Origin of the sequence: Streptomyces africanus (assembly GCF_030816955.1) — a bacterium.
GTDB lineage: Bacteria > Actinomycetota > Actinomycetes > Streptomycetales > Streptomycetaceae > Streptomyces > Streptomyces africanus.
Genome location: NZ_JAUSYP010000001.1, coordinates 4,593,413 through 4,619,479, shown reverse-complemented (window position 1 = coordinate 4,619,479; position 26,067 = coordinate 4,593,413). Strand labels below are relative to the sequence as shown.

General features: G+C 71.5%; 34 protein-coding genes and 1 pseudogene. 20 read left to right on the top strand and 15 right to left on the bottom strand.

Going from position 1 to position 26,067, the window contains the following annotated elements:
- Positions 1 to 66 precede the first annotated feature (66 nt).
- Positions 67 to 1,089 carry a sporulation protein gene (locus QF034_RS21500; protein ID WP_307176492.1) on the top strand — a complete coding sequence of 341 codons (1,023 nt, stop codon included), beginning with the start codon at positions 67 to 69 and terminating at the stop codon, positions 1,087 to 1,089.
- 70 nt (positions 1,090 to 1,159) lie between these two features.
- Here QF034_RS21500 and QF034_RS21495 read toward each other — a convergent pair whose 3' ends face one another.
- The 4 genes from QF034_RS21495 to QF034_RS21480 all read right to left on the bottom strand — a co-directional run bounded on the left by QF034_RS21495 (position 1,160) and on the right by QF034_RS21480 (position 4,327).
- On the bottom strand, positions 1,160 to 2,092 hold the full coding sequence (locus QF034_RS21495; protein WP_307176491.1) for a M56 family metallopeptidase: 933 nt from the start codon (positions 2,090 to 2,092) through the stop codon (positions 1,160 to 1,162).
- A gap of 6 nt (positions 2,093 to 2,098) precedes the next feature.
- On the bottom strand, positions 2,099 to 2,488 hold the full coding sequence (locus QF034_RS21490) for a BlaI/MecI/CopY family transcriptional regulator (RefSeq protein WP_307176490.1): 390 nt from the start codon (positions 2,486 to 2,488) through the stop codon (positions 2,099 to 2,101).
- Between the two features lie 96 nt (positions 2,489 to 2,584).
- The gene (locus QF034_RS21485; RefSeq protein WP_307179942.1) at positions 2,585 to 3,880 is read right to left on the bottom strand and encodes a phosphatase PAP2 family protein; all 1,296 of its coding nucleotides are present in this window, start codon (positions 3,878 to 3,880) and stop codon (positions 2,585 to 2,587) included.
- 87 nt (positions 3,881 to 3,967) lie between these two features.
- Positions 3,968 to 4,327 carry an ArsR/SmtB family transcription factor gene (locus tag QF034_RS21480; RefSeq protein ID WP_086563874.1) on the bottom strand — a complete coding sequence of 120 codons (360 nt, stop codon included), beginning with the start codon at positions 4,325 to 4,327 and terminating at the stop codon, positions 3,968 to 3,970.
- A gap of 138 nt (positions 4,328 to 4,465) precedes the next feature.
- Between QF034_RS21480 and QF034_RS21475 the strand changes: the two genes are divergently transcribed.
- Positions 4,466 to 5,866, top strand: a complete 1,401-nt coding sequence (locus tag QF034_RS21475; RefSeq protein ID WP_307176489.1) for an MFS transporter — start codon at positions 4,466 to 4,468, stop codon at positions 5,864 to 5,866.
- Here QF034_RS21475 and QF034_RS21470 read toward each other — a convergent pair.
- The gene (locus QF034_RS21470; protein WP_307176488.1) at positions 5,820 to 6,347 is read right to left on the bottom strand and encodes an ATP-binding protein; all 528 of its coding nucleotides are present in this window, start codon (positions 6,345 to 6,347) and stop codon (positions 5,820 to 5,822) included. The genes QF034_RS21475 and QF034_RS21470 overlap by 47 nt on opposite strands.
- Positions 6,348 to 6,484: 137 nt before the next feature.
- The gene (locus QF034_RS21465; RefSeq protein ID WP_307176487.1) at positions 6,485 to 7,612 is read right to left on the bottom strand and encodes an ArsR/SmtB family transcription factor; all 1,128 of its coding nucleotides are present in this window, start codon (positions 7,610 to 7,612) and stop codon (positions 6,485 to 6,487) included.
- Positions 7,613 to 7,726: 114 nt separating this feature from the next.
- Here QF034_RS21465 and QF034_RS21460 point away from each other — a divergent pair, with 114 nt between their 5' ends.
- Genes QF034_RS21460 through QF034_RS21445 form a run of 4 tightly spaced genes read left to right on the top strand, consistent with a single transcriptional unit; the run spans position 7,727 to position 11,416 of the window.
- The gene (locus QF034_RS21460; protein ID WP_307176486.1) at positions 7,727 to 8,932 is read left to right on the top strand and encodes an amidohydrolase; all 1,206 of its coding nucleotides are present in this window, start codon (positions 7,727 to 7,729) and stop codon (positions 8,930 to 8,932) included.
- Complete coding sequence (locus tag QF034_RS21455) at positions 8,929 to 9,732, top strand: amino acid ABC transporter permease (RefSeq protein ID WP_307176485.1); 804 nt, start codon at positions 8,929 to 8,931, stop codon at positions 9,730 to 9,732. The genes QF034_RS21460 and QF034_RS21455 overlap by 4 nt, the downstream gene beginning before the upstream one ends.
- Entirely contained in the window at positions 9,729 to 10,487 is a 759-nt protein-coding gene (locus tag QF034_RS21450; RefSeq protein WP_307176484.1) for an amino acid ABC transporter ATP-binding protein, read from the top strand. The genes QF034_RS21455 and QF034_RS21450 overlap by 4 nt, the downstream gene beginning before the upstream one ends.
- 29 nt (positions 10,488 to 10,516) lie before the next feature.
- The gene (locus QF034_RS21445) at positions 10,517 to 11,416 is read left to right on the top strand and encodes a substrate-binding periplasmic protein (protein WP_307176483.1); all 900 of its coding nucleotides are present in this window, start codon (positions 10,517 to 10,519) and stop codon (positions 11,414 to 11,416) included.
- Positions 11,417 to 11,445: 29 nt separating this feature from the next.
- On the opposite strand, the gene QF034_RS21440 is transcribed toward QF034_RS21445, so the two are convergent.
- The 4 genes from QF034_RS21440 to QF034_RS21425 all read right to left on the bottom strand — a co-directional run bounded on the left by QF034_RS21440 (position 11,446) and on the right by QF034_RS21425 (position 13,776).
- Complete coding sequence (locus QF034_RS21440; protein WP_307179941.1) at positions 11,446 to 11,868, bottom strand: nuclear transport factor 2 family protein; 423 nt, start codon at positions 11,866 to 11,868, stop codon at positions 11,446 to 11,448.
- A 5-nt stretch (positions 11,869 to 11,873) separates the two neighbouring features.
- Complete coding sequence (locus QF034_RS21435) at positions 11,874 to 12,680, bottom strand: MBL fold metallo-hydrolase (RefSeq protein WP_307176482.1); 807 nt, start codon at positions 12,678 to 12,680, stop codon at positions 11,874 to 11,876.
- Between the two features lie 126 nt (positions 12,681 to 12,806).
- On the bottom strand, positions 12,807 to 13,337 hold the full coding sequence (locus tag QF034_RS21430; protein WP_307176481.1) for a MarR family winged helix-turn-helix transcriptional regulator: 531 nt from the start codon (positions 13,335 to 13,337) through the stop codon (positions 12,807 to 12,809).
- 64 nt (positions 13,338 to 13,401) lie between these two features.
- Positions 13,402 to 13,776, bottom strand: coding sequence for a GvpU-like protein (locus QF034_RS21425; RefSeq protein ID WP_307176480.1), 375 nt, complete (start codon positions 13,774 to 13,776; stop codon positions 13,402 to 13,404).
- Between the two features lie 251 nt (positions 13,777 to 14,027).
- Between QF034_RS21425 and QF034_RS21420 the strand changes: the two genes are divergently transcribed.
- The 9 genes from QF034_RS21420 to QF034_RS21380 all read left to right on the top strand — a co-directional run bounded on the left by QF034_RS21420 (position 14,028) and on the right by QF034_RS21380 (position 20,502).
- Entirely contained in the window at positions 14,028 to 14,330 is a 303-nt protein-coding gene (locus QF034_RS21420; RefSeq protein ID WP_307176479.1) for a hypothetical protein, read from the top strand.
- Complete coding sequence (locus QF034_RS21415) at positions 14,327 to 14,665, top strand: hypothetical protein (protein WP_307176478.1); 339 nt, start codon at positions 14,327 to 14,329, stop codon at positions 14,663 to 14,665. The genes QF034_RS21420 and QF034_RS21415 overlap by 4 nt, the downstream gene beginning before the upstream one ends.
- A gap of 50 nt (positions 14,666 to 14,715) precedes the next feature.
- A complete protein-coding gene (locus tag QF034_RS21410) occupies positions 14,716 to 15,201 on the top strand; it encodes a DUF5990 family protein (protein ID WP_307176477.1) in 486 nt (161 codons plus the stop codon).
- A 165-nt stretch (positions 15,202 to 15,366) separates the two neighbouring features.
- Positions 15,367 to 16,611 (top strand): PP2C family protein-serine/threonine phosphatase, encoded by a 1,245-nt coding sequence (locus QF034_RS21405; protein WP_307176476.1) that lies wholly within the window; start codon positions 15,367 to 15,369, stop codon positions 16,609 to 16,611.
- A gap of 415 nt (positions 16,612 to 17,026) precedes the next feature.
- Positions 17,027 to 17,230, top strand: coding sequence for a cold-shock protein (locus QF034_RS21400; protein ID WP_020119326.1), 204 nt, complete (start codon positions 17,027 to 17,029; stop codon positions 17,228 to 17,230).
- Between the two features lie 198 nt (positions 17,231 to 17,428).
- Positions 17,429 to 18,916: a DEAD/DEAH box helicase gene (locus QF034_RS21395; protein ID WP_307176475.1), complete on the top strand. Its 1,488-nt coding sequence runs from the start codon at positions 17,429 to 17,431 to the stop codon at positions 18,914 to 18,916.
- Between the two features lie 65 nt (positions 18,917 to 18,981).
- The gene (locus QF034_RS21390; RefSeq protein ID WP_307176474.1) at positions 18,982 to 19,329 is read left to right on the top strand and encodes a CBS domain-containing protein; all 348 of its coding nucleotides are present in this window, start codon (positions 18,982 to 18,984) and stop codon (positions 19,327 to 19,329) included.
- 46 nt (positions 19,330 to 19,375) lie between these two features.
- Positions 19,376 to 19,690, top strand: coding sequence for an SCO5918 family protein (locus QF034_RS21385; RefSeq protein ID WP_307176473.1), 315 nt, complete (start codon positions 19,376 to 19,378; stop codon positions 19,688 to 19,690).
- A 458-nt stretch (positions 19,691 to 20,148) separates the two neighbouring features.
- The gene (locus QF034_RS21380) at positions 20,149 to 20,502 is read left to right on the top strand and encodes a helix-turn-helix domain-containing protein (RefSeq protein ID WP_086563836.1); all 354 of its coding nucleotides are present in this window, start codon (positions 20,149 to 20,151) and stop codon (positions 20,500 to 20,502) included.
- Between the two features lie 291 nt (positions 20,503 to 20,793).
- Here QF034_RS21380 and QF034_RS21375 read toward each other — a convergent pair whose 3' ends face one another.
- From QF034_RS21375 to QF034_RS21365, 3 genes are all read right to left on the bottom strand, one after another.
- Entirely contained in the window at positions 20,794 to 21,000 is a 207-nt protein-coding gene (locus QF034_RS21375) for a hypothetical protein (RefSeq protein ID WP_307176472.1), read from the bottom strand.
- Between the two features lie 5 nt (positions 21,001 to 21,005).
- Positions 21,006 to 21,569: a DUF5994 family protein gene (locus tag QF034_RS21370; RefSeq protein WP_307176471.1), complete on the bottom strand. Its 564-nt coding sequence runs from the start codon at positions 21,567 to 21,569 to the stop codon at positions 21,006 to 21,008.
- Between the two features lie 114 nt (positions 21,570 to 21,683).
- Entirely contained in the window at positions 21,684 to 22,160 is a 477-nt protein-coding gene (locus QF034_RS21365) for a DUF5994 family protein (protein WP_307176470.1), read from the bottom strand.
- A 178-nt stretch (positions 22,161 to 22,338) separates the two neighbouring features.
- Here QF034_RS21365 and QF034_RS21360 point away from each other — a divergent pair, with 178 nt between their 5' ends.
- Complete coding sequence (locus QF034_RS21360) at positions 22,339 to 22,599, top strand: hypothetical protein (RefSeq protein ID WP_307176469.1); 261 nt, start codon at positions 22,339 to 22,341, stop codon at positions 22,597 to 22,599.
- Positions 22,600 to 22,620: 21 nt separating this feature from the next.
- Here QF034_RS21360 and QF034_RS21355 read toward each other — a convergent pair whose 3' ends face one another.
- Both QF034_RS21355 and QF034_RS21350 read right to left on the bottom strand, forming a co-directional pair.
- A complete protein-coding gene (locus tag QF034_RS21355; RefSeq protein WP_307176468.1) occupies positions 22,621 to 23,019 on the bottom strand; it encodes a DUF5994 family protein in 399 nt (132 codons plus the stop codon).
- Positions 23,020 to 23,061: 42 nt separating this feature from the next.
- Complete coding sequence (locus QF034_RS21350; RefSeq protein ID WP_307176467.1) at positions 23,062 to 24,072, bottom strand: acyl-CoA desaturase; 1,011 nt, start codon at positions 24,070 to 24,072, stop codon at positions 23,062 to 23,064.
- 185 nt (positions 24,073 to 24,257) lie between these two features.
- On the opposite strand from QF034_RS21350, the gene QF034_RS21345 reads away from it, so the two are divergent.
- The 4 genes and pseudogenes from QF034_RS21345 (at position 24,258) to QF034_RS21330 (ending at position 26,024) form a co-directional block, all read left to right on the top strand.
- Positions 24,258 to 24,614, top strand: a complete 357-nt coding sequence (locus QF034_RS21345) for a PRC-barrel domain-containing protein (RefSeq protein ID WP_307176466.1) — start codon at positions 24,258 to 24,260, stop codon at positions 24,612 to 24,614.
- A gap of 38 nt (positions 24,615 to 24,652) precedes the next feature.
- Positions 24,653 to 24,823 (top strand): hypothetical protein, encoded by a 171-nt coding sequence (locus tag QF034_RS21340; protein WP_307176465.1) that lies wholly within the window; start codon positions 24,653 to 24,655, stop codon positions 24,821 to 24,823.
- 348 nt (positions 24,824 to 25,171) lie between these two features.
- A pseudogene (locus tag QF034_RS21335) lies at positions 25,172 to 25,306 on the top strand (PIN domain nuclease); the annotation flags it as partial.
- Positions 25,307 to 25,397: 91 nt separating this feature from the next.
- On the top strand, positions 25,398 to 26,024 hold the full coding sequence (locus QF034_RS21330) for a VOC family protein (protein WP_307176464.1): 627 nt from the start codon (positions 25,398 to 25,400) through the stop codon (positions 26,022 to 26,024).
- The last annotated feature ends 43 nt before the right edge of the window (positions 26,025 to 26,067 follow it).

The following is a 26,067-nucleotide window of genomic DNA, read 5'->3' as shown; positions in this document are numbered from 1 at the left end:
GTGACGGGCGGGCCCTATGCTTCTACTTGTTTGTAGAAGACACGCGTGTAAGGAGTGGACGCCACCATGGTGTTCAAACGACTGCTCGGCTCGCTCGGCCTGGGCGGCCCCACGGTCGACACGGTCCTCGACCCAGGAGCGGCCCGGCCCGGCGGGGCGCTCACCGGCCAGGTGCAGCTCAAGGGCGGCAGCGCCGGCTTCGACATCGAGCACATCACCCTGGAGCTGGTGGCGCGGGTCGAGGCCGAGCACGCCGAAGGCGAGAGCGAGGGCGTCGTCGCCTTCGACCGGTTCACCATCGGAGGCGGCTTCCGGCTCGCCGAGGGCGAGCAGCGCAGCATCCCGTTCAGCGTGCCGCTGCCGTGGGAAACCCCGATCACCGAGCTGCACGGCCGGCCCCTGGGCATCGTGCTGGGCGTGCGCACCGAACTGTCGGTGGCGGGCGCCAGGGACAAGGGCGACCTCGACCCGCTGACCGTCGGCCCGCTGCCCGTCCAGGAGGCCGTCCTCGAAGCCCTCGGCCGGCTCGGCTTCGGCTTCAGGTCGGCCGACCTGGAGTACGGGCACATCGGCGGCACCGGCCAGCGACTTCCCTTCTACCAGGAGATCGAGATCACCCCGTCGCCGCAGTACGCGCACCAGGTGAACGAGATCGAGATGACCTTCCTGGCCCACCCGGGCGGCATGGAGGTCGTCCTGGAGGCCGACAAGCGGGGCGGCTTCCTCTCCGGGGGCCACGACGCGCTGACCCGCTTCACGGTCGGCCACCAGGACGCACGCGACTGGGACGCGGAAGTCGACGGCTGGATCCGGCAGTTGGTCGAGCACCGGGCGTCGTACGGCTCCCACAGCGCGTACGGCCACGGTGATCCCTATGCCGGACACGGGCACGGACACGGCGGCCCGTACGAGCACGGCGACCACCACGACGATCACCACCGCTCCGGCCCCGGCATGGGCACCGCCGTCGCGGCGGGCGCCGCAGGGCTCGCGGCCGGTGCCGTCGGCGGCATGGTCGCGGCCGAAGTCGTGGACGAGGTCGGGGACTTCTTCGAGGGCGACGAGGAGGACGAAGGGGACGAGGGCTGATACGGGGCCCGGTGGACGATAAGGGGCGCCCAAGCAGGGGGGCGGGGCAGCGGTAAGGCTCCGCCCCGGTTCAGAGGGGCGTGGCCGCGTGCAGGATGACGACCATGGTCACCGCGGAGTTCGCGGACGACATCGCCGAGACAGCCGTCCCTGCGGCAGCACCCCACGCCGCCAGCCCCACCGAAGTGAACGCGGACGGCCAGCTGCGCACCGCGGGGGCGGGGCCGAGCAGGGCGGCCACCCTGCGCGGCACCGGACCCGGTGACGCGAAGGCCGCCAGTGTGCCCACCGGGGTGCCTTGGGACACCAGGGCCGCCTTGCCGATCGCGCACGCCACCGCCCGGCGGCTGCCCACCCTTCGGGCCGCCTCCTCGTCGGCCCATCGCTCGGCCGTGTACGACACCGCCGTACTCAGCGGCCGCAGGAAGGGGTTGGCACGGGCGGCCAGTTGGACGGCGAGCAGGAAGCGGTGGTGCCGGGCGGCGAGGTGGGCCCGCTCGTGGGCGAACAACGCCCGGCGCTCGGCGGGTTCGAGACAGTCCAGCAAGGCCGTGGTCACCACGACGCGGTCGCGACGCCGGCCCGGCAGGGCGTACGCGTACGGGAGATCATCAGGCAGTACGGCGACCTCCGTGTCCGGCAGCCCGCCCAGCGCCCGGTGCGCGCTTCGGCGTACCCGGCCATGCCGCCACAGCGTCCGCCCACAGGCGACGAGCACCGCGCACAGTGCGGGAATGGCAGCCTTGCCGACGACCTCGTCGAACGGCACCGTCGCCCGCACCTCCGGGTCCGACCAGCCGTCGGGCAGCGGGTTGCCGGGCAGTTGGGCGGTACCGACCACCATCACCAGGCCCAGGCACACCGTGCTGCACGTCGCCATCACCGCCGCCAGTCCCGTCAGCAGCCGGGTCGCGGTACGCGGGTGCAGATGCTGCTCGGCGAGGCGCGCGACCGGCCACGCCGTCAACGGCAGCACGAGCGGCAGAAAGACGAACACCCCCATGAGGCTTCAGTCTTCTACTTCGTTCCGGGACTGGCCCAGCAGCCCACGCAGCAGACGTTCGTCGTCCGGATCGAGGCCGGTGACGAAACTGGCCAGCACGGCCTCGCGGTCCCTCTCGGAGTCCAGCACCTTGCGCATCTTCCGCGCGGCCAGGCCCGCCTGGTCCGAGGCGGGTGTCCAGGCGAAGGACCGGCCCACCCGCTCACGGGTCACCGCGCCCTTGCCCAGCAGCCGGGTCAGGATGGTGATGACGGTCGTGTAAGCGAGGTCGCCGCCCACGCGTTCCTGCACCCAGCCCGCCGTCGCCGGGCCGTCCGCCTCCCGCAGGGCCGACAGAACCAGCGCCTCCAGCTCACCCTGCCCCCGCCGCCGGGGACGCTGCCGGTGCTCCGCCACGCCCTGTCTCCCTTCCGCCGCCGCCCGTTTCCCGCGCCGCCATCGTAAGACGCGGACCAGCGACCCCGGCGGAAGGTGCGCCTGGTGCAAGGCCGCTCAGACCGGTTCGGGTTGCGGTTCGGGGCGCCGCGCGGCCACGGCCGGCGGGTCCCACAGTCGGGCGGTCCGTACGTAGCCGTAGACCACCGAGGTCATCGCCAGGACGAGAAGTGATCCGGACACCTCCTGATGCCGGGCCATCTCCATCGGAAGCCAGCGGTACGCCACCAACAGCGCGGCGAAGACCACGGCGCCGTAGACGACCAGTCGGATCCCCTGCCGGTCCCAGCCACGGTCGAACGCACGCATCGCCGCCTCGACGGTGAGCGCGAACACCACGCCGGCGACGAGGTCCACGCCGTAGTGGTAGCCGAAAGCCAGCGTCGCGCCGAGCGTGGCGATCAGCCAGAACGTGCCCGCGTAGCGCAGCGCACGCGGGCCCTTGCGGGTGTGAATGAAGATCACGGTGGCCCACGCCGTGTGCAGGCTGGGCATGCAGTTGCGGGGGGTGATCCCGTCGTAGGGCATCGGGTGCGGCACGCTGATCGGCAGCGGCGTGTCCGGCCACAGATTGGCCGCCGCCCAGTGCACGCCGCCGGTGCCGGAGGCGCCCGGGCCGTAGGCGAAGACCGGTCCGACCACGGGAAAGAGCATGTAGATGCCCGGCCCGAGAAGGCCGATCACCAGGAACGTGCGCACCAGATGATGGCCCGGGAAGCGGCGCTCGGCCGCCACGTGACGCAGCTGGTACAGCGCGACGACGAGCGCGGCCACCGCGAGCTTCGCGTAGACCAGGTCGAGAACATGGGTGGGGATCGGGCCGGCGGCCTGGAGGAGGCGGCCTGCCAGCCACGAAGGGTTGCCCAGCGCGTGATCGGCGGTCGCCACGTACTGGTCGAGCACCGTCGGGCGGGTCTTCGCCGTGATCAGCAGCCAACTGTCACCGGTCTTGCGGCCGGCCACCAGCAGCAGGCCCAGCCCGACGCCCTTCAGCAGGAGGGCGCGTTCCGGGCCGGTGCGGCGCGTGACGGCGATGACCGCGTAGCCCAGCATCACCAACAACGCGCCGTTGCCGAAGAATTGGCCGTCGGAGACGTTGACGTCGGCCGCCCACCGGACCAGCAGGAAGACGGCGTCCGTGCCGATCGCGGCACCGACCGCGATGATCCGTTGCGGCCAGGTGAGCACCACCGACATCAACGCCAGACCGCCGTACAGCGGCCCCGGTTTCGGGGCGAAGACCGCCCCTTTCAGTTGGTCGGAGACCGACCCCGGCTGACCGTAGTGGCGTGCGGTGAGCTCCAGTGCGACAAGGAGTACGAGAGCCGCCACACCCGCTGTGCCCCACAGCATCACACGCCACTGACGCCCAGCAGTCACCGCACGTCTGCTCTCTATTCGCGAAAACACATGCAACGCCCTCGATGTGAATTTTTCCGGTCAGTCGTGCGGTGCCTGCCCGCTGACCCGGTGGTCGGCGTGGCTGAGCGCCTCCAGCACGAGCCGCCGCAGATGCCCGTCGCGCAGGCTGTAGTAGATGTGCCGTCCTTCGCGCCGTGTCTCCACCAGACCCGCGAGCCGCAGCTTCGCCAGGTGCTGGCTCACCCCTGTCCGGGACGCCTCGCACCGCTCGGCCAGGGAGCCGACGTCCGACTCCCCCTGGGCGATCAGCCAGAGCAGGTGCAGCCGCGTCACGTCGGACAGCATCGCGAACACCTCGGTCGCCTCAGCGAGACGCGCGCTGTCCGGGGGGCGCAGATGCGCACCGGGTGCAGTTGGCAGGGACTCGCGAGCAGGCATGCCCACAGCGTAGAGGCCTCAATGAGCCGACGGCGCCCGTCCACGGACCAATCCGCCGTCAACATGTGCGCAGGTGCGCACCTGTCGATACAGTGAGGAACGGCCGCGCCCGTCTCCGACCTGCCGAGGGATTGCCGCATGCTGTCCGTCCTGCGCAACCGCACCTACCGGCGTCTCTTCACCGCGCAGGTGATCGCCCTGGTCGGCACCGGTCTGGCCACGGTCGCGCTCGGTCTGCTGGCGTACGACATCGCCGGCGCCGACGCGGGGTCGGTCCTCGGCACCGCACTGGCGATCAAGATGGTGGCCTACGTGGCGATCGCCCCGGCCATCGGCGCGGTCGCCGACCGGCTGCCCCGCCGGTGGCTGATGGCCGGCGCGGACCTCGTCCGGGCCGCGGTCGCGCTGACCCTGCCGTTCGTGGACCAGGTGTGGCAGGTGTACGTCCTGATCTTCCTGCTCCAGTCGGCGTCGGCCGCGTTCACACCCACGTTCCAGGCGGTCATCCCGGATGTGCTGCCCGCCGAGCGCGACTACACGCGGGCGCTGTCGCTGTCCCGCCTCGCCTACGACACGGAGAGCCTGTTCAGCCCGGCACTCGCCGCCGCGCTGCTGTCGCTGATGACCTACAACTGGCTGTTCCTCGGCACGATGGCAGGGTTCCTGGCCTCGGCGGTCCTGGTCGTCTCGGCGATCCTGCCGAAGCAGGCCGCCCCCGAGCCGCTCGGCGGCGGCGCGTACGCCAAGGCCACCGCGGGCACGCGTCTGTTCCTCGCCAGCCCGCACCTGCGCGCCCTACTCGCCCTCGACCTCGCGGTCGCGGCGGCGGGTGCGATGGTCACCGTCAACACCGTCGTCTACGTCCGTGACGAGCTGGATCGCAGTGCGGCCGACGTGTCGCTCGCGCTCGGCGCGTACGGCGGGGGATCCATGGTCGCCGCCCTGCTGCTGCCCCGGGTCCTCGACCGCGTCCGCGACCGCACGGTGATGCTGCGCGGCGCCCTGCTGCTCACGCTCGTCTTCGCCGCGCTCGGCGCGCTCACGGCAGCCGGCGCCGGCCCCTGGCGCTGGCCCGCGCTGCTGCTGACCTGGGCTGCCTTCGGCGCGGCCGGTTCGATGGTGCTCACCCCGGCCGGCCGGCTGATCCGCCGCTCGGCCCCGCCCGAGGCACGCACCGCCGCCTTCGCCGCGCAGTTCTCCCTCTCGCACAGCTGCTGGCTGCTGACGTATCCGCTGGCCGGCTGGCTCGGCGCGGCCGCCGGTCTGCAGTCGGCGGTGGTGGCGCTGGGCCTCATCGCCCTCACGGCCGGGCTTCTGGCGGTGCGGCTGTGGCCGGCTGCTCAGGAACCGGGCCCTGTCGAGCACGAGCACAGCGACCTCCGCGCCGGCCATCCACACCCTGTGGACGCCGTACGCGTCCGGGGCGGCCGGCGGCACAGCCACGACCCTCTGGGGCGACGGGCTCCACGCCCACCGGTGAGGGCCTTGTCGCTCAGGTCATCCCCGCACAGGCCGCCGTACCGTCCACCGTCTCCGTGACGACCGTATCGCCCGGCTCCTCGACGAGGCCGTCCACGGCCCGCGTGGTTTGTTCGTCCGTGGCGCAGGGCACCTCCACCCAGACGGTCTTGCCTCCGTCGGCGGTGTGCTCGGTGAGGATCACCCCGTTCAGCTCTTCGAGCAGGGCGTGCACGATCTTCAGACCGCGACCGCCGGTCGCCTCGGTGCCGGGGTCCCCGAGGGCGGGGCAGTCGGCGTGGCCGTCATGCACTCCCATGCGTACCCAGGCGCCGTCGAGCAGTTCGACCACGACACCGGTTTCGGCCGTGGCCGCGGACGCGTGCACCACGACGTTGGTCAGCAGCTCCGAGGCGATCAGCCGTATCGCGTCGAAGGCGTCGCTGTCGTCCGGGACGCCCCAGTCGTGAAGGATGCGCAGCACGGCTCGGCGGGCGAGAGGGACCTGGTCCGCGTGGGCCGGGACGGTGATGGTCCGGGTTCTCCGGTGCCGAGCGTTCATGAGGCCGAGCTCCTCTGGGGGATCCGCGACGGAGTGCCTTTCGGCGTGTGGGAACGCTAGAGGCGCCGGCAGCGCCACCGGCGATGGTTGTCGCGGTGCCGGTAAGAAGACGGAGCCGCTCGGGGAACAGCTCGTGGTCAGTGGAACAGCGCTGTGAGGAGGTCGTCGCCGATGCGGCGTACGCGTTCCAGGGTCAGCTGGTAGTAGGCACGCCTGCCGTCGCGTTCGACGGTGACGAGGCCGGCGTCGCGCAGCCGGGCGAGGTGGCGGGAGACCTGGGGCAGGGACATGCCGATGCGGGCGGCCAGTTCGGAGGGGGTGAGCGGTTCCCGGGCGATGGCGCGCGCGATGCGCTGCCGGCCCGGGTCGCACAGCACTTCGAGCCGGCGCTGCACCACCGCATGGCCGGGTTGGTCGTCGCCTTCCAGGAGCAGGGGGAACTGGACGACCGCCACGAAGCCCGGCTCGTGCTTCACCAGCAGGTGGGGGCGGCCGAACGCCGACGGTACGACGAGCACCGGGGTGGTGGCGACGTTCACGATCCCGTGGTGGAACTTGTCGAAGACCACGCGCGACGGCTCGGAGCGGTACGACGCCGTGGGATCCAGGCCGGCCAGCGTCCTGCCCGGGCCGTCGCGGTCGAGGGAGGCCCGCAGCCCTGGCAGCCGGCCGCCGATCACCCGGGCCGCCCGCGCCAGGTCCGGCTCCAGGGCCCGGGCCGCCTGGGCCAGGAGATCGAGCAGGTCCGCGCGCAGGGAGTCCGGCGCGTCCAGGAGCCGGTGGGCGAGTTCGGCGCGGGCGGTCGAGCGCCGCTCCGCAGCGGCGAGCAGGCCCTCGCGTTGCGTGCGGTCGGACAGCACCCGGTCGAGCGGGGTGCCGGAGTTGCCTCCCCGGATCGCGTAGCCGGTGAGCTCGGCGAAGAGCGGGGGCGGCAGGTCCGCGATGTCGGCGAGTTCGGCGTCGAGCAGTCTGTCTCCGGCGGTCAGCGGGAGCAGGTAGCGGGCCCGGTACGAGGCCCACAGCGGTGCCCAGCCCCTGATGCGCCGCCGCAGAGCGGGAGTGAGGGCGGAGGCGGGTGCCTTGTCCGGCACGGATGCTCCACTTCCGGAGGCCTCGGTTTCCAGACCCCGGGCCCAGCGGATCGCGTGGGGATGGTGCTCGGCCTCCGTGTAGGCGTGCAGCGCGGCGGTCAGCTCGGCGAGCGGTGAGGCGTGCGCGGAGACACACGACGGGTCGGCGCCGGCGAGTGAGAGGACGACGCTCATGGTCACCTCCGGCCCGTCGGGATGTCGGTTACCGCGACCGCGGCAAGCGTCGTGGGGGGAGTGTCCGGCACGCCCTACGGTTCCGGCAACCCGAAAGCGACCCCCGGAGTTGCCGTGAAACCTTGTGTCCCCGCAGACCTCCACGCCGCCGTCCGCGAGCGTAGGTCCGCGCTCCAGCAACTCAGTCTCGATCTGCACGAGACGCCGGAGACCCGGTTCGAGGAGCACTACGCCGTCGAGCAGCTCGCGGGCCGGCTCGCCGCCGCGGGCTTCGAGGTGGACAAGGGCGTGGCCGGCCTGCCGACGGCCTTCACGGCCACCCACCGGGGACCGTCGGACGGCCCGACGGTCGCGGTCCTGCTGGAGTACGACGCGCTGCCGGGCATCGGCCACGCCTGCGGTCACAACCTCATCGCGGCCGGCGGGCTGACCGCCGCCCTGGCCTCCGCCGCCACGCGGCCGGACCACCCCGGCACGCTGAAGGTGATCGGCACACCCGGCGAGGAAGGCGGCGGCGGCAAGATCCTGATGCTCGAGCGCGGCGTGTTCAGCGGCGTGGACGCGGCGGTGATGTTCCATCCGGCCGACCGCAGCCTGCGGGCCCGGCACGCGCTCGCCGCCAGCCATCTGCGGCTGACCTTCCACGGGACGGCCGCGCACGCCGCCAAGGCGCCCTGGGACGGCCGCTCCGCGGCGGCCGCCGCCCAGCTGTTCCTCACGGCGGTCGACTCGATGCGCCAGTTCGTCCCGCCGACCGCACGGATCCACGGCATCATCGCGCACGGCGGCGCGGCCCCGAACGTCGTACCCGACCGCAGCGAGGTCGACATCTTCGTACGGGAGGCCACCTCCGCCGCGCTGGACGCGCTGCTGCCACGGGTCCTCGCGGCCGCCGACGGGTCGGCGCTCGCGACCGGTACCACCGTGGAGTCCACCGAGACGGCACCCCGCTACGCCGAGCGGAACAACAACATGGTGATGGCCGACCGGCTCGCCGCGTACGCCGCCGGCCTCGGTCTGGCCCTGGAACCGCCGTCACCGGCGAATCCGGCCGGCTCCTCGGACATCGGCAATGTCTCGATCGAGCTGCCCGTCATCCATCCTTATGTGCAAATATGCCCCCGCGACACCCCGGGGCACTCGGTCCCGATGCGCGTTGCCGCCCGCAGTCCGCAGGCGCACGACGCGGTCGAGACGATCACGACTGCCATGGCCGCGCTGGTTCTGGACCTGCTCGGCGACCCGGACCTCCTCGCCGCCGTCCGCGAGGAGTTCCACGCCTCCACGTCCCGCCCCGCTCACGGTCAGGAGTCGCGATGACACCTCCGTCCCCGATCCCCCTGGCGTCGAACGCCCTGGTCAACACGTTCTTCGACTGGGATTTGATCGCCAGGACCTTCCCCCGGCTGATCACCGAGGGGCTGCTGAACACGCTGATCATCGCCGCGGGCGCGATCGTCCTCGGCGTGGCCATCGCCCTCCTGGCGGCGATGCTGCTGCTGTCGAACCGCTGGTGGGTGAGACTGCCCGCGCGGCTGTACGTCGACGTCTTCCGCGGCCTGCCGGTGATCATCACGGTGATGCTGGTCGGTGTGGGGCTGCCCGCCGCCGGGTTCCGTCCCTTCGGCACCGACCCGTTCGGCTACGCGATCCTGGCGATCGGCATCATCTCCGGCGCCTACACCGCGGAGATCTTCCGCTCCGGCATCCAGAGCGTCGACCCCGGCCAACTGCAGGCGGCCCGCAGCCTCGGCATGAGCTACCTCTCGGCGATGCGCCTGGTCGTCGTACCGCAGGGCGTCCGCCGCGTACTGCCCGCGCTGGCCGGCCAGTTCGTCAAGGACATCAAGGAGAGCTCGCTGGTCTACCTCCTCGGTCTCGCCGCCGGGCAGCGCGAGCTGTACTTCATCGCGCAGGAGGAGGTCTCCCGGACCTACAACTCTTCTCCCCTGATCGCCGCGGGCCTGTGCTACCTCGCGCTCACCATCCCCATGACCTACCTCGTGAACCACCTCGACCGGCGACTGCGCGACGGCCCGCGCCCCGGGAACACCCCGGCCCTCACCGAGCCGGACCTGCCCAAGACCCCCGTCCCGGCCGCCGGAGGAGAGAACCGATGACCCCCGTGACCAAGGCCCCCGTCACCCCGGCCGCTCTGCAGACCACGGGCCTGGGCAAGAGCTACGGCCAGAACACCGTGCTGCGCGACATCACCCTCGACGTCCAGCGCGGGGAGACCCTCTGTCTGATCGGCCCCTCCGGCTCGGGAAAGTCCACGCTCCTGAAATGCCTCAACCTGCTGGAGGCTCCGGACGCCGGTGAGATCTGGCTCGGCGAGACCTGTCTGACCGCCCCGGGCGCCGACGTCGACGCCGCCCGGGCCCGCATCGGCATGGTCTTCCAGCACTTCAACCTCTTCCCGCACATGAGCGTCGAGCGCAACGTCACGCTCGCCCTGACCTCCGTGAAGGGCATGGGCCGCGAGCAGGCCCGGCAGATCGCCCTGCGCCAGCTGGAAGCGGTGGGCCTCGCCGCCTTCGCCGACCGGCGGCCCGCCCAGCTGTCCGGCGGGCAGCAGCAGCGCGTCGCCATCGCCCGCGCGCTGGCCATGGAGCCGGAACTGATGCTCTTCGACGAGGCCACCTCCGCGCTCGACCCCGAACTGGTCAAGGACGTGCTCGCCGTGATGCGGGATCTCGCATCGGGCGGCATGACCATGGCCGTCGTCACCCACGAAATGGGCTTCGCCCGGGAGGCCGCCGACCGCGTCGCCTTCATGTGCGACGGCCGCCTCGCCGAGATCGACACCCCCGACCGGATCTTCGAACGCGCCGACCACCCCCGGCTGCGCCAGTTCCTCTCCCAGGTCCTGTGAATGTCCCTCCCCAGCAGAAGGCCCACGCCATGAACTCCGCCACGCGCCCCGCCATGAACAGCTCTTCCCGCAGATCACTCCTGATCGGCGCCGCGACCACCAGCCTGCTGCTGCTTTCGCTCACCGCCTGCGGCGGGGACAGCGAGGCGGCGGGTTCCGCGGCCGCCCGGTACAAGCTGGTCCAGAACGGTGTGATCACCGCCGGCACCCAGGCCGAGCAGCCCCCCTTCGCGGTCACCGACGCGTCCGGCAAGCCCAGCGGATTCGCCGTCGACCTGATGAACGAGGCCGCGGAGCGTCTCGACCTGAAGGTCCAGTACAAGACCACGAACCTCCAGGGCATCCTCGCCGGGCTCTCGGCCGGTCAGTACGACATCGGCGTGGCCGGCGTCGGCGCCACCCCCGAGCGCAAGAAGCAGGTCGCCTTCACCACCCCGTACTACTGGGGTTTCACCGACGTCGTGACCCTCAAGGGCGGCAAGCAGACCACGCTGCCGGACTTCGACGGCAAGCGGGTGGGTGCCGTCAGCGGTTCCGTGCAGGAGGCGTTCGTCAACCACGAGATGTCCGGAGCCCGCCTGGTGCAGTTCAAGGACCAGACCGCACTGATCGCACAGCTGCTCTCCGGAGGAGTGGAGGCCATCGTGCTCGGCGGCGCCGACGCCGACGAATACGCCCGGAAACAGCCGATACGCATCGCCGTCGAGGTGGACAGCCTCCAGGGCAGCGCCTTCCCGCTGCGCAAGGACGGCGATCCGAAGCTCCTGAAGGACCTCGACGCCCAGATCGACGCGATGATCGACGACGGCACCTACGTCAAGCTGTACAAGAAGTACTTCCACGACCCGATCGCGAGCGACCTGATCAGGGAACGGCCGAAGCTGGCCCGCCAGGTCATGAACACCGACCTGGCGCCCGCGCGGCACTGACACGGCCGTCCCGCACCGCGGCGCTGTGCCTACCCGGGCATGGCGTCGCGGACGAGGGCGGTGTCGACGAACTGCTCGAAGCGGACGATGAGGCCGCCGCGGACCGTGAAGTGGTGCGCGACGCGCACGTCGATCGGCTTGCCGGTGGCCTTGTTGGCCGCGGTGTAGCGGGCGAGGACGACGACATTCTCCCCGTCGACGACATAGGTGTCGTCGTGCGCGGTCCAGCCGTCCCAGTCCTGCCCGAGCTTCTCCATCACGTGGGTGGTGACGCCGTCGGGAGTGCGGTAGGTGCCGGCCAGAGGGAAGCCGGCCATCTCCGTCCACTCCACGTCGGGGGCGAGGGTGGCGCGCAGGGCCTCCAGGTCGCCGGCCGCGGAGGCCAGGTACTGGCGGCGGACCACGTCGGCCGGGGCCGTGGAGGTCGCGAAGTCGGTGTGTTCGCAGGTCATGACAGTCAGCCCCACGTCATCTCGCCCTTGGCGACCTTCGCTCCGAGCTGGGCGGCGATCAGCATGCCGTGGTCGGGGTAGCGCCTGACGAGTGCCTCGGTCAGCGCGGCGCCGTCGGCCGCCTTGCCGAGCTCCTCCTCGAAGGCGACGAGGTAGTCGCGGGTGGCCGTGACGGCGGAGGCGTCGGCCGCCGTGCCGGGCAGGCGGTGGCCGGGGACGACCAGCGCGGGCTGCAGGGAGGCCATCTCGTCGAGCAACTCGATCCAGACGGAGCGATCGGCGGGGGTGGGGGTGTCGGCGACCCAGACGTGCTCCTGCTGGAAGAGCAGCACGCCGCCGAGGAGGGCGCGGTGCTCGGCCTGCCACAGGTAGTGGCGGTCGGGCAGGCCGGCCGGGCCGCCCCTGAGCTCGAAGCGGTGGCCTTCGAGGGTGAGGTCACCGGTCAGCGGGCTGAGGCCGACCAGGCGGGTGGGCAGGTTCGGGCCGAGGGCCTCCCACGCCTTGAGCTTGCCCTCGTAGGAGTGCTGGATGTGCTCGATGACGATCGGGGTGGCGACGAAGACGGCGTCGGGGAAGGCGTCGGCGAGGACCTCGGCGCCGAAGTAGAAGTCGGGGTCGCCGTGGCTGACGAAGACGGTGGTCAGCTTCTTGCCGGAGTCGAGGATCTCGGCGGCGAGGCGGTGGCCGTCGGCGCGGGTGAAACCGGCGTCGACCAGCAGCGCCTCCTGATCGCCGGTGACGAGTGTGGCGGTCTTGTTCTTGCTGCCGGCCGGGAAGTCGAGGTCGAGGACCTTGAAGGAGAGAGTGCTCATGCGGGGGCCTCCTGGAGGGAGTGGGGTTCAGCGGGTCCCGCCGAACGCGATCAGTTCATCTGAGGAAACAGTAACTGACTCGTCAGATATTCCGCCGAGCCTCGCCCAGAGCGGGGAGGCCGTCGTTCAGGGCAGGCGGGGCAGCTCGTCCCGTGCGGCGTGGCTCAGGATCCTCAGGTCCTCGGCGAACCGCTCCCGGTCCTCGGCCGGCAGCGGCGCCAGGAAGTAACGCCGGATGTTCTCCACATGCACCCGGGACGCCCGCACCGTGGTCTCCTCCCCCAGCGGCGTCAGCCGGACCAGCCGCCCACGCCGGTCACCGGGATCCTCGGCACGCTCCACCAGCCCGGCCGCCTCCATCCGGTCCACCAGACGCGTCGCCCCGCCCGTGGTCAGCACCTGCTCCTGGGCGATGGCCCGCATCGAGAGCCCGGGATCGCCCGCCCGCCCCAGGATGAGCAGCACCTCGAACATCAGATGGCTGATGCCGCACTCCAGCTCCAGCGACCGCCCGAGGATGTACTCCAGCCGGTTCGCCGCCCCCTGCAACCGCCCGAACGCCAGCACCAGCGCGTTGTCCGCGGCCTCCTTCGGCGACGAGATCTCCGCCGGCTCTTCCCCGTTCCCACCGCCCGACTGGGCCTCCACACCATGCATCCACCGATCATGCCCGGTGTGGAGGCGGAACGGCATGGCCGAGCGCTGGGGCCGGGGCAGTGACTCAGCGGTCGATGTAGCTGAAATCGCCCACGGTCCAGGCGCTGACGTCCTTGATCGCGACGCGGTACATACCGCCCGTCTCGGGGATGCCGAGGCTGCCCTGCAGGATCCGTGCGAGGTGGAAGTGCAGGTGCGTGGGCGCCTCGTCGGGGCCGGGCCGGTGCTCTCCCGGGCCGCGAGCGAAGACGTCGGCGAACGGGCCGAGCCGCTCCGAGTCCTTCAGGACGTCCGCCACCCGCTCCCGCCACAGGGCCTCGGGAGCGAGCCGGCCGGTGATGACGGCGCCGCCGACGACCACGGTCAGTGACATCTGATTGCTTCGCTCTGACTCAACCGCGGCGGAGATGGCGACGAGCAGCTCATCAGGGTTCGACATAAGTGCACATCCTATTCAGTCGCCCCTCCCGGAACCCCCCGCGGGCAGGAAACGGCTGCGGGGAGCCGGAGGGGTGAGCCGCGTGACGCAAGGCGGCGCGTCGGCGAACCGCCGTCCACAGCCGATGTGTTGCCGTGTCACGGGCGCGCCACGGCGGTGTCCTGAAGGGAAGACGGGCGCGACCGGAGGGCTCCGGGGCTCCTCCTAACCGCACAGAACTGCTACTCCCCACTTCGGAAGGACCTCCCGTGATGAACCGCCACCTGCGCAAGGCCGCCGTCGCCACTGCCGCGATCACCGCCGGGCTGCTGATGACGGCCTGCCAGAGCAGCACGGCCGACAGCTCGTCGGGCAAGAGCGGAACGGGCACGGCGGCGGTCGCGGAACAGGCTTCGGACTCGAAGAACTCCACGGACGCCACGGACGCCAAGAGCTCCAAGAGCTCGAAGGGCTCCAAGGGCGTCAGCGGCTCCTTCAAGAACGGCAAGGTCACCTATCTCGCCCGCCGTGCACGCTGGACCAGCTGGAGGCCGCCACGAAGAAGGCCGCCGTGAACGCCGACGTGGAGATGACGAACGGCATCGCGACCCTGGTCAGCGAGCGGCGTGCCAAGGGGGTCAACGGGACCTGGTTCGGCAACGTCTCCTACCTGGCGCCGGGCAAGTACACCGTCTCCGACCTGAAGGGCACCGAGCAGCAGTTCTTCGTCGCCGAGGACACCGAGATCTGGGGCTACGGCGACATCTGCGGTGACACGAACACGGGCGAGGGCGGCCAGGGCGGCACCCAGTGCACGGAGGCGGAACTGGAGACGGCCGCCAAGAAGGGCTTCAGCGCGGAGGTCGTGATCAGCAACGGCATCGCGACCACCATCCGCGACGACCACTGAGCCGGGGCGACGTCAGGGCGCCGGCAGGGCGAGGGCGAGATGATGGCCCCATGCGCATCCGCATCGACGCCGTCGACCTGCCCGGCCTCACCCGCCCCGCCGCCGCCGACGGCAAGGTTCCCGCCTACGGCAACCTCCACGTCGCCGTCCAACGCCGCGACCGTCCGGCCGAACTCCTCGCACCACAGCCCGGCGACGCACCGTCCGCGACCTGGACCCTGGAGTGCACCACGAGCACGTCGCCGACCGGCACCGAGGTCAAGGGCCCCTACGTGCAGGACCGTCTGGGCCGGCGGTTCGTCTACCTGTCGTGGGGCACGGTCGACGACTCGGGCACCTTCACGATGTTCCGCCGCGCCAAGCTCATGCTCGACGTCATCCCCGCCGACGTACTCGCCGCCGCCGCACGCGACGGACTGCTGGTCGGCCGCCTCGGCCTGACCGACGCGCAGGGCGGGCCCCGGTGCGGACGCGTCGAGCCCCCGCACATCACGTGGACGGCCGGAGGCGCCGGCCAGTGGGACCGCCGGAGCTGAGCGGGCAACAGCCACGAACGGCCCGCCCCGGAGTGCCTCGCAGGCCCGGGCCGCTTAGCGTCGTCCTGCGTACCCCGCGCGGTCCGCGCCGCGCCGCGCCCCGCCGTGCCGTGCCGTGCCGAGGCGATCGAGAGTCGGCGAACAGAGCGAGCGAAGCGAACAGCGATGACGGACGACGGTAGGTTGCAGCCGGGCAGGATCGGCGTGGACCGGTCGGAGGGGTTCGGCGAGCGGCTGCTGGGGGTGCTGCTGGACCGGGCGCACGAGATGCCGCCCGACCTGATCGCACCGCTCGTCGCGGAAGAGGTGGCCAGGGTCGGGGGCCGGGAGGTCTCCATCCTCCTGCAGGACTACGAACAGGTACTGCTCGTGCCGCTGCCGGGCCGCAGGCTGAAGGTCGGCGGCCCCGAACCGGTCGAGGACTCCCCGGCGGGCGAGGCGTTCCTGAGCCGCAGAACGGTGGAGGCGGCGCAGGACGGCCGGGTGCGGATGTACCTGCCGCTGCTGGACGGCAGCGACCAGATCGGGGTGATGGCCGTCACCCTGGACAGGGTCGACGACGACGACCGGCGGCTGCTCCGCAGACTCGCCGGCCTGGTCGCGGACATGCTCGTCACCAAGGACGCCTACACCGACCGGTTCTTCCAGGCCCGCCGCAGCGCGCCGATGAGCGTGGCCGCGGAGATCCAGTGGTCGCTGCTGCCCCCGCTGTCGATGACCATTCCGCAGGTCGAGGTGGCCGGGATCCTGGAGCCCGCCTACGACGTGGCGGGCGACAGCTTCGACTACGCCCTCAACGGCGACATCCTGCACGTGGCCATGCTCGACGCGATGGGCCACGGGCTGGACGCGGCGACCATGGCGACGGTGGCCGTCGGCGCGTACCGCCACACGCGACGGGCCCATACCGAGCTGTCCCAGGTGTACGCGTTCATGGACCGGGCCATCAACGAGCAGTTCGGCCACGACCACTTCGTCACCGCGCAGATGATGGTGCTGAACATCGCCACGGGCCTGCTGCACTGGGTCAACGCCGGTCACCCGGCTCCGTTCCTGATCCGTGACCGTGCCGTGGTGGACCGGCTGGAGAGCCCGACCACGCTGCCGGTCGGCTTCGGCGGCGAGGAGCCGGTGGTCAGTGAGCGGATGCTGCGCCCCGGGGACCGGGTGCTGTGCTTCACCGACGGCCTGATCGAGGAGCACCAGGCAGGCGGGGCCCAGTTCGGCGAGGAGCAGCTCATCGAATGGACCAACCGGATCCTGCGCGACCGCACCGAGGTACGGGCGGTGGTGCGGGCGCTCTCGCACGCCCTGAAACACGAACGCGGCGGCACGACGACCGACGACGCGACCATCTTCCTCATCGAGTGGCGCGGCGGCGACGCCGATCACCTCGCCGCCCTCGACTGACGTCGGCCGTGCCGGCCGCCCCGTCACCCGTATGCCGATGTGACCTTCCTCGCGATCGCGGGGTTCCGGCGCCTGCGCCGTCGTCCCCTCCGCCGATGGCGACGGGCACGGCGCATGGGTCATCGGGGGAGGTCATGGCGCTGCGGGCGGAGGCGGCGGCAGGAACAGTGAAGCCCCGCGGAGCCAATATCTGTTTTTGTGAGAGGAGAAATTGGCGCGGCCCCCGGCGAGTATTCCTCGATCGCCGGACGGGCCGGAATTAGTGCTCCGTACAGGGCCGGTCGCACCATGCTACTGTCGATCTCAGTTGCAGGTGTGGTTGCCAGAAGGTTCATTTTCCTACGGGGTAATCAGCACGGCGACGCGGAATCCGCACAGGGCGAATTCCGAACATCGTCTCCGAAGGAGAATTAACATGGCTACTGGCACTGTGAAGTGGTTCAACTCGGAAAAGGGCTTCGGCTTCATCGAGCAGGACGGCGGCGGCGCCGACGTCTTCGCCCACTACTCGAACATCGCCGCCCAGGGCTTCCGTGAGCTGCTCGAAGGCCAGAAGGTGTCCTTCGACATCGCTCAGGGCCAGAAGGGCCCGACGGCCGAGAACATCGTTCCCGCCTGACATCGCGGCAGCAACGCATATTTCGCAGCTGGGGCCCGCACCTTGGGGTGCGGGCCCCAGCTCGCTGCTTTTCAGGGCGCGTGACAAGTACGCCGCGCCCAACCTCTCAGGCTCGTTCTCGCGATTCTCTGCGCCGTTCGTTTCGCTGCGGAAATTCCTTGATACGTGCCTACCAGCTCACATCGAGGAAGGTTCCGCTTGAACCGCGCACGCACCACACGCACGCCCCGCACCTACGACCGCTCCCGGGGCGGCGTCACCAAGGGCTCGGGGGCGCCGCGCCGCTCCAAGGGCTACGACCGCCGGCCGGCCGCACCCCAGGGGGAGTTCGCGCTGCCGGTGACGACCACGCCCGCGCTGCCCGCCGTCGAGGCGTTCGCCGACCTCGCGCTGCCGGCGCCGCTGCTGGCCGCGCTCGGCCACGAGGGCGTGACCGTGCCGTTCCCCATCCAGGGGGCCACCCTGCCGAACTCGCTCGCCGGGCGTGACGTCCTCGGCCGCGGCCGTACCGGGTCGGGCAAGACCCTCGCCTTCGGCCTCGCGCTGCTGGCCCGTACCGCCGGCCGGCGCGCGGCGCCCCGGCAGCCGCTCGCCCTGGTCCTCGTCCCCACCCGCGAGCTCGCCCAGCAGGTGACCGACGCGCTCACCCCGTACGCCCGCTCCGTGCGGCTGAAGCTGGCCACCGTGGTCGGCGGCATGTCGATCGGCAGGCAGGCGGGTGCGCTGCGGGCCGGTGCGGAGGTCGTCGTCGCGACGCCGGGGCGGCTGAAGGACCTCATCGACCGCGGCGACTGCCGGCTGGACGACGTCACCATCACCGTCCTCGACGAGGCCGACCAGATGGCCGACATGGGCTTCATGCCCCAGGTCACGGCCCTGCTCGACCAGGTGCGTCCCGAGGGGCAGCGGATGCTCTTCTCGGCCACCCTGGACCGCAACGTCGACCTGCTCGTCCGCCGCTACCTGACGGACCCCGTGGTCCACTCCGTCGACCCGTCGGCGGGTGCGGTCACCACGATGGAGCACCACGTACTGCACGTGCACGAAGCGGACAAGCACCGCACGACGACGGAGATCGCGGCGCGGGACGGCCGGGTGATCATGTTCCTGGACACCAAGCGCGCCGTGGACCGGCTGACCGAGCACCTGCTGAACAACGGCGTCCGCGCCGCGGCGCTGCACGGCGGCAAGTCCCAGCCCCAGCGCACGCGGACCCTCGCGCAGTTCAAGACCGGCCATGTGACGGTGCTGGTGGCGACCAACGTCGCGGCCCGCGGCATCCACGTCGACAACCTCGACCTGGTCGTCAACGTGGACCCGCCCACCGACCACAAGGACTACCTGCACCGCGGCGGCCGTACGGCCCGCGCCGGCGAGTCCGGCAGCGTCGTCACCCTGGTGACGCCCGGCCAGCGCCGCGGCATGACCCGGCTGATGGCCTCGGCCGCCATCACCCCCCAGGTCACCCCGGTGCGTTCGGGTGAAGCGGAGCTGAGCCGGATCACCGGCGCCCAGGCCCCGTCCGGTGTCCCGGTCGTCATCACCGCGCCGGCCCCGGCATATCCCCGCCGTGGCACGTCGTCCGGAGCCCCCTCGTCCCGAGGCCGCCGCCCCTCCCGGGGGCGCCCCGCCGGGCAGACGGGGCGGCGCACGGCGCAGCGGCCCGCCTACAACCCGGCGGCCTAGTGGCGTCGACCGGCAGTCGGGCCGGCAGTCGGGCCAGTAGCTCACCCATCTCCGAGGAGACAGCTTTGACACCGGTTCAGACGCAGCGCCGGCAGGCGGATCCCTGCCCCGTGACCGTGATCGACGGCATCGACGGATCCGGCCCCCGGGTCCGGGACGACATGACCGTCGAGGTCGCCCTGTCCGTCATGGCCGGTGCCCGGGTCGACCACCTCCTGCTGTGCGACGCGGACGACCAGTGCACGGGCTCGGTCACCCGGGCCGAACTCGCCGTGCACCGCGGCAGCGCCACGTACACGGACCGGACCCGGCTGCGGGACGTCCTCGGCGGACCGTTCGCCTCCGCCGTCACCCGGATCGGCACCCTCGGGGAGCACGACCGGACCCCGGGCGTCCTCGCCCTCTCCAGCTGATCCGCCTCGCCCGGTCAGCCCGTTCTCCTTCTCCCTGAGGGGCATCATGCGCTGTGTCATCGCCCGGTACCCGTTCGACCTGACCAAGAACGGGGTGCTGGCCTCCATGAAGGGCATCACGCCCGAACTCGTCACGGGTGAGTCCGTGACCATCGGCCGCCGCCGCTACCCCGTCAAGCAGGTGGGTCAGGTCCTCACCCGGCAGGACCCCCGCGACTTCACCGCCGCCGAGGTCGTCCGGGCCATGACCCGCCTCGGCTTCACCTGCCACACCCACCCCGACGCCGCGCCCGTGCGCGTCGCCGCCACCCCGCTCCAGACCGCGTCGGCACTGCTCGGCGCCGCACCCCTGGACGCATGAGGACGGGCGGACCACCGCCCACCCCGATCCCGATGAGGGCCCTGCCGACGCGCGTCGGCAGGGCCCTCGTCGTCGTCTCGCCGCGCCCGTGCGGGCCGCAAGCAATGTGCGCCTGAAGCGAACGAAAATCTACTCTTGCCGGAGTAGACATTGGGCTCCGGCACGGTTAGCCTTTTTCTCGTTGACACGGATCACTGATCGAAGAAGGACGGAGGAGCAGACGCCATCAGGATCGCCCGGCCCGAGCAGCGCTCGGCCGGGTACCGCAAGACCCCGGATTGGAAGGTGGTCCCCGGTCACGCAGCCGCGATCCCCGCATCCCCCCTCCTGCAGGGCCGGTAGCGGAAACAGAAGGTCGGCGCAGCATTAGGGCCGACAGATGGTGTTCAATTTCCTTCGGGGCCCTGGTGCCGTACGGCACCAGGGCCCCTCGACGCGTGCGTTGCATACGAGGTGACATGACAGCAGATACCCCGCTCAGCGATCGTCTGGACGACGACGACTACCCCGCGTACACGATGGGGCGGGCCGCCGAGATGCTCGGCACCACCCCTGCCTTCCTCCGGGCCATCGGTGAGGCTCGTCTGATCACTCCGCTGCGCTCGGAGGGCGGACACCGCCGGTACTCCCGCTACCAGCTGCGCGTCGCCGCGCGCGCCCGCGAGCTCGTCGACCGGGGCACCCCGATCGAGGCCGCCTGCCGCATCGTCATCCTCGAGGACCAGCTCGAGGAAGCCCAGCGCATCAACGCCGAGTACCGCCGCCGCGCCGGGCACGACACGCCCGAGGGTTCCGTGGCCGAATCCGGCTGAGCACTTGCCCAGTGATGGGACCTGGGCCGCCTGAACGAACGTGGTCGTACAGGTCCACCGTCAGCTGCACCCACGCCTCCGGCACACCCTGCGCCCGCTGCTCCTGCGCGTACGCCTCCGGCGTGAGCGGGACGTAGCGGAGGCCGCGGCCGGTGCCCCGGCGATTTCCGCGACCGCGTCCCCGAAACGCCTTCGCCTTCAGCGCCGCGTTCAAGCGGGCGCACGGCATCAGTCCGAGCGAGTACCGGGTGCGCGAGGGAGTGCTCTCGCGCGTGGGCCGACCGTAGACCGTCAGACGGGCCGTCGGGTGCGGCGCCGGGAGAAACGGCCCCGGGCCTTTTGCGTAGCCGCCGGTGCCGGTCCCGCGACGGGCAGACCGGAGCGGCCGTAGTGGAAGGCGGCGATGCGGTCGCTGTGCTGGGCGTTCAGCTGGTGGATGAGGAACACCCCGAGAACGATCATCCCCAGGATCGCGGCCACGGTCACGAATGTCTCCACGGTTCTCACCTTCCCATCAGCTGCGGCGGCACCGCGGGGGCCGGGGCCTCTTGTCCGCCTTCGGAGTCCCAGACCGCCTCGACGGCCCGGTCGGTCTCGTACGCCGTCCGCACGCGTGCCTCCTCCTCCATCAACCGGCTCGCGGTCGAGGTGCCGAGCGGGTCGCTCGCGGCGGCCATCAGCCGGGCGGCCGACTCGGGAGGCGTCCGCGGCGGGACCACCAGGAGGTTCCAGCGGCCCGCGCGGTACGAGAGCAGCAGCAGTTCGTGCGGGTCCTGCTCGGCCAGGAACCAGCCCACCTTCACCACGTGCCCGGTGACGGGCACCTTGCGGGGAACGGCCGGCCAGTGGGTGGGATTCACCGTGACCCGGGTGATCCGCCCCCACAGCGGGTCCAATACGGCGATCAGGGAGGGGAGTTCGGCCCCGAGGTCGCGGGAGCGGGGCCACCAGGCGCCGTCCAGCAGCGGCGGTGCGGGACCGACGGGAGCGAGCGACAGACGCGGAGAGGACGAGGAGAACCGGTCATCGGCTTCGGCTGTCAGGGCGTGGGAAACGGTCGCAATCATGGCGCGAACCCTGCCCCGGGCCGATCACGACCGGCCCGGTATCTTCGATCGCCGAAAACGACACGAGCCTGGTAGCCGGTGCGCGAAATATCCTCGGTGTCTCAACCGTACTCCTCAGTCCGCCCGCCCGGCGCCCGTGTCGATGAGGATCTGTTCGGCCTGCCGCAGGCTGCCGACGCGGACGGCCTCGGTCATGGCGGCGCGCGCGGCGTCGGGCGTCGCGTGCGGCGGGACCACGAGGAGCGAGAAGAGGTCCTGCCCGCCCCGGGTGATGAGGACGGTGTCGTCGCCGACCGGGGAGGGGTCGATGTGGACGACACGGCCGTCGACGGTCATCCGCGTCGGCAGCTCTTCCCAGGCACCGGCGTCCAGGCCGACACGGGTGATGGGCCCGAGGTGCTCGGTCAGTGCGGTGATCAGGCCGGGGAGCTCGGCGGCGATGTCGTGGGAGCGCGGCCACCACGCCCCGTCGAGCACGCCCTGCCGGTCGTGTGTCGTCTCCAGCCGTACGACGGCCGTGCCCGGCCGCACGGCCTGGTGGACGGCGTCCGGCAGGAGCCTGGTCACACGCGGGGAGTCAAAGTCGGACATCGCTCTCGCCTGCCTGCCCTGCCGGGGGTAATGCCGGGAATCCGGAAACCGAGCGGCTTCCTTGTTTCACGGTACTCTCGGGCCGCCGGCGCCCGGAGACCCCGGAGTTCCCGGAGTTCCCGGAGTAGAGTGAAAGATCCGGCCGTTTCCCACCGGGACATCGAACTCCGAGGTCGCCATGCAGTCCACGGAACCACCCTCGGACGGGCAGGACGGGCACGCCGAGGTCCGCATCGTCGCCGCCTCGCCCGAGGTCGCCCGCCGGGTCGCGGAGATCCTCCGCCTCTGCTTCGCCGCGAGCGAGCAGCGCAGCTATCCCGCGGGCCCCGACGGGGGAACCCGCCTCGACCTCACCGTGGACACCAGCCGCCCGGCGGAACCCGCACGGTCGTGGCTGGAGAGCAGCCGGTCCATGGAGGACAGCCACCGCCGGAGGTGAGACGCCGCCCGGCGGGTGCGGTCACCCGTGGTCGCTCGCGGCGGCGGCCATCAGCGGTTCCGCGGCCTCCTCGGTCGTGTCCGGCGGCACGACCAGCAGGTCCCAGCGGCCCCGGCCGGGGGCGAGCAGGACGACGGTGTGCGGGGCGGACGCCGCGAGGGCTCTGTGCAGTCCCACGACCTGGTTGAAGACGAGCATCCGGCCCGGTGCCGTGGACCAGGTCCCCCCGTTGACGGTGACGCTGGTGATGTGGCCCCAGGCCCGCGGCAACCCGGCGAGCAGCGACGGGAGTTCCGCGAGCAGGTCGTAGGAGCGGGGCCACCACGCGCCGTCGATGGGCCGGGGCATGGCGCTGCGGGGCGCTAGACGCAGCCGGAGGACCGGGTGGGAGGGAAGCGGGGGCTGTGGCGCGACGGTCATGAGGGCTCCTGCCGACTGTCGTGAGAGGTCGGGTGGGCGGTGTCAGACCCGACGGGCCGCGACCCGTTCCGCGGTCGGCCAGCGCACGTCGTGCACCCAGCCGAGGCGTTCGAGGAGGCGGATGACGGCGGCGGAGGGGTCGACCTGACCGCGGTCGACGCCGTGGCGGGCGCTGGTGGGGTCGGCGTGGTGGAGGTTGTGCCAGCTCTCGCCGAACGAGAGCAGGGCGAGGGGCCACAGGTTGGTGGCCCGGTCGTGGCGGCGGGTGCGGAACGGGCGCTCACCGATCAGGTGGCAGAGGGAGTTCACGCTCCAGGTGACGTGGTGGAGCAGCGCGATGCGCACCAGTCCCGCCCACAGCAGGGCCGTCACGCCGTACAGCCAGGTACCGCCGATGGCCCAGCCGATCGCGAACGGCAGGGCGAGCGTGAGGACGGACAGGGCCGGGAAGGCGCGGGAAATGGCACGGAGGTCGCGGTCGGCGAGGAGGTCGGGGGCGTACCGGTCGGCGGGGGTGCGGTCGTTGCGGAACAGCCAGCCCACGTGCGCGTGCAGCAGCCCGCGCAACTGGCCGCGCAGATGCGTGCCGTAGCGGTACGGGGAGTGCGGGTCCCCGGGCCGGTCGGTGAAGGCGTGGTGGCGGCGGTGGGTGGCGACCCAGCCGATGACGTCGCCCTGGAAACTCATCGAGCCCGCCACCGCGAGCGCGATGCGCACGGGCCGGTTGGCCCGGTAGCCGCCGTGGGTGAGGCCGCGGTGGAAGCCGACGGTGACGCCGAGGCCCGTGATCGTGTACAGGACGAGGGCGAGCACGATGTCGGCGGGATGGATGAGACTCCCCCACAGCAGCCGGCCGGCGAGACCGATCGCCACGAACGGCAGGACGACGATCACCCCGGTCACCGCGACGTACAGCCGCTCACCGCCGTCGCGGGCGGGCGCCGGGCCGTCCTGCTGCGGGAAGGGGGACGTCCCGTCGTAGGCCTGGGGCGACGGTGCGGGGTCCGGCGGGGGGACCGCCCTGGACGTGGTCGGACTGTGCGGCGACGGCATGTGTGGCTCCTCGGCCTGTGTGCGGATGCGCGGCCGGGATCACGGGCTGCCCATGCGAGGACGGATGGCGTGCACGGTCCGGAACCCGTCAGAATTCCGGCATACGGAAAGTCCTCGTTCTTCCCACCGTACTCCGGCCCGGGCGGGAGTAGGGTGAATTGGGCGAACCAGACAGGGGGTGCGGCATGATCCGGTCAGCTGACATCCGCGAATGGCGCGACCACGAGGTGCTCGACCCGAAGCAGCACAAGATCGGCGTGCTCGAAGCGGTCTACGTGGACACCGCCACCGACGAACCTGCCATGGCCACCGTCCGGACCGGGCTGCCCAGCCGCCGGCGCCTGGTCTTCGTCCCCCTAGACGACGCCGTTCTCGGACCGGGCTACGTCAAGGTGCCCTACGCCAGGGGCCAGGTGCGCAAGGCCCCCTCGATCGGGACGGACGACGTCCTTCCGGCCGAGCGGGAGGAGGAGATCTTCCAGCACTACGGCATGACGTTCCGGGCGGGGGCGGGGGGCGAACGCCGGCTCGCCCGCGGGTGACCGGCGAGCACGCGGCACAGGAGAGGTGGTCCACGGTGATGGCGCTCTTCCTTCTGGTCGTCCTCGTGGCCGTCGCCCTGGGCATCATCGGCGTGGCAGCGGACGGCCTGGACTATCTCCTGGCCATCGGCATCGCGCTCTTCGCCGTCGACGTGATCTTCTTCGCCGTACGGGTGTCCCGGCGCTCGGGGCGGCGGCCCGTGCGCTGACGACGGTGGATCCGAGGCCGGCGGGAGTGAATGCTCTGGGGCGGGAGTTGAGCGTTCGCTCCGGCGGGGGGTAAGAGGTTCATGGGGCGGGCGGCCCTGCGGGGTGCAGTGCCTCACTCGCCGCCCGGATGAAGTCGTTGATGGCGTCCGGAAACGGGGTGACGTTCTCAGGCACCGGCTCGTGCTCGCACGGCATCAAGTGCTGCCCGGTAGCTCGCATCCGCTTGGGCCAGACCGGCGCGAGCAGTCTCTTCCGCCCCGCGTAGCCCCCCCCGCAACTGCCAACGGCCGAGGACGAGAGTGGTCGGTATGCCGACGGCTGCGACGGCAGCCGCGGCCAACGCCCTCTACAGCGCTCGCTCCGCCGCCGACCGCACACAGGGCGTCGAGGACATGCGCCTGCTCTTCGGCTGGGTGCCTGTGGACGATCGCGCCTACGACCGCGCCTGGCAGGTCCAGGAGATCCTTGCCGAGCGCGGACAGCCGGTAAGTGGGCCGGGGGCGGCCTCTCGGCGTTCCTCGTCGGTCAGGAATCGAGAAGCGCGGGGTGCGTGCCGCGCCTAGCGTCAGTGGCATGACTTCCATCGAATCCGTCACCCTCGAGGTGGACGACCCCGCCGCCGCCCGCCGCTTCTACAGCAGCGCGTTCGGACTGGACAGACAGGTGCGCGTGCGGGGCTCCGAGGCTCCGACGACCGGCTTTCGCGGGTTCACGCTGTCGCTCGTGGTGGCGCAGCCGGCCGATGTCAACGCGCTCGTCGAGGCCGCCGTGGACGCCGGTGCCACGACGCTGAAGCCCGCCGCCAGGTCGCTGTGGGGGTACGGGGGCGTCGTGCAGGCACCGGACGGGACGATCTGGCAGATCGCGTCGTCGTCGAAGAAGGACACCGGCCCGGCCACCCGGCGGATCGACGAGATCGTGCTCCTGCTGGGGGTCGCGGACATGGGCGGGAGCAAGCGGTTCTACGTCGAGCACGGCCTCCCCGTGGCGAAGAGCTTCGGCAGCAAGTACGTCGAGTTCGACACCGGGTCGGGCGCCGTCAAGCTGGCGCTGTACAAGCGGCGGGGCCTGGCCAAGCTCGTCGGGGTCTCTCCCGACGGGACCGGATCGCACCGGCTGACGGTGAACGGCGACGCCGGGCCCTTCACCGACCCGGACGGGTTCGCGTGGGCGACGGCTTCACAGACCGCGTCGCTGTGACCGTGACCGTGGTCGACCTTACGGAGTCATGACGTGCGGGCGC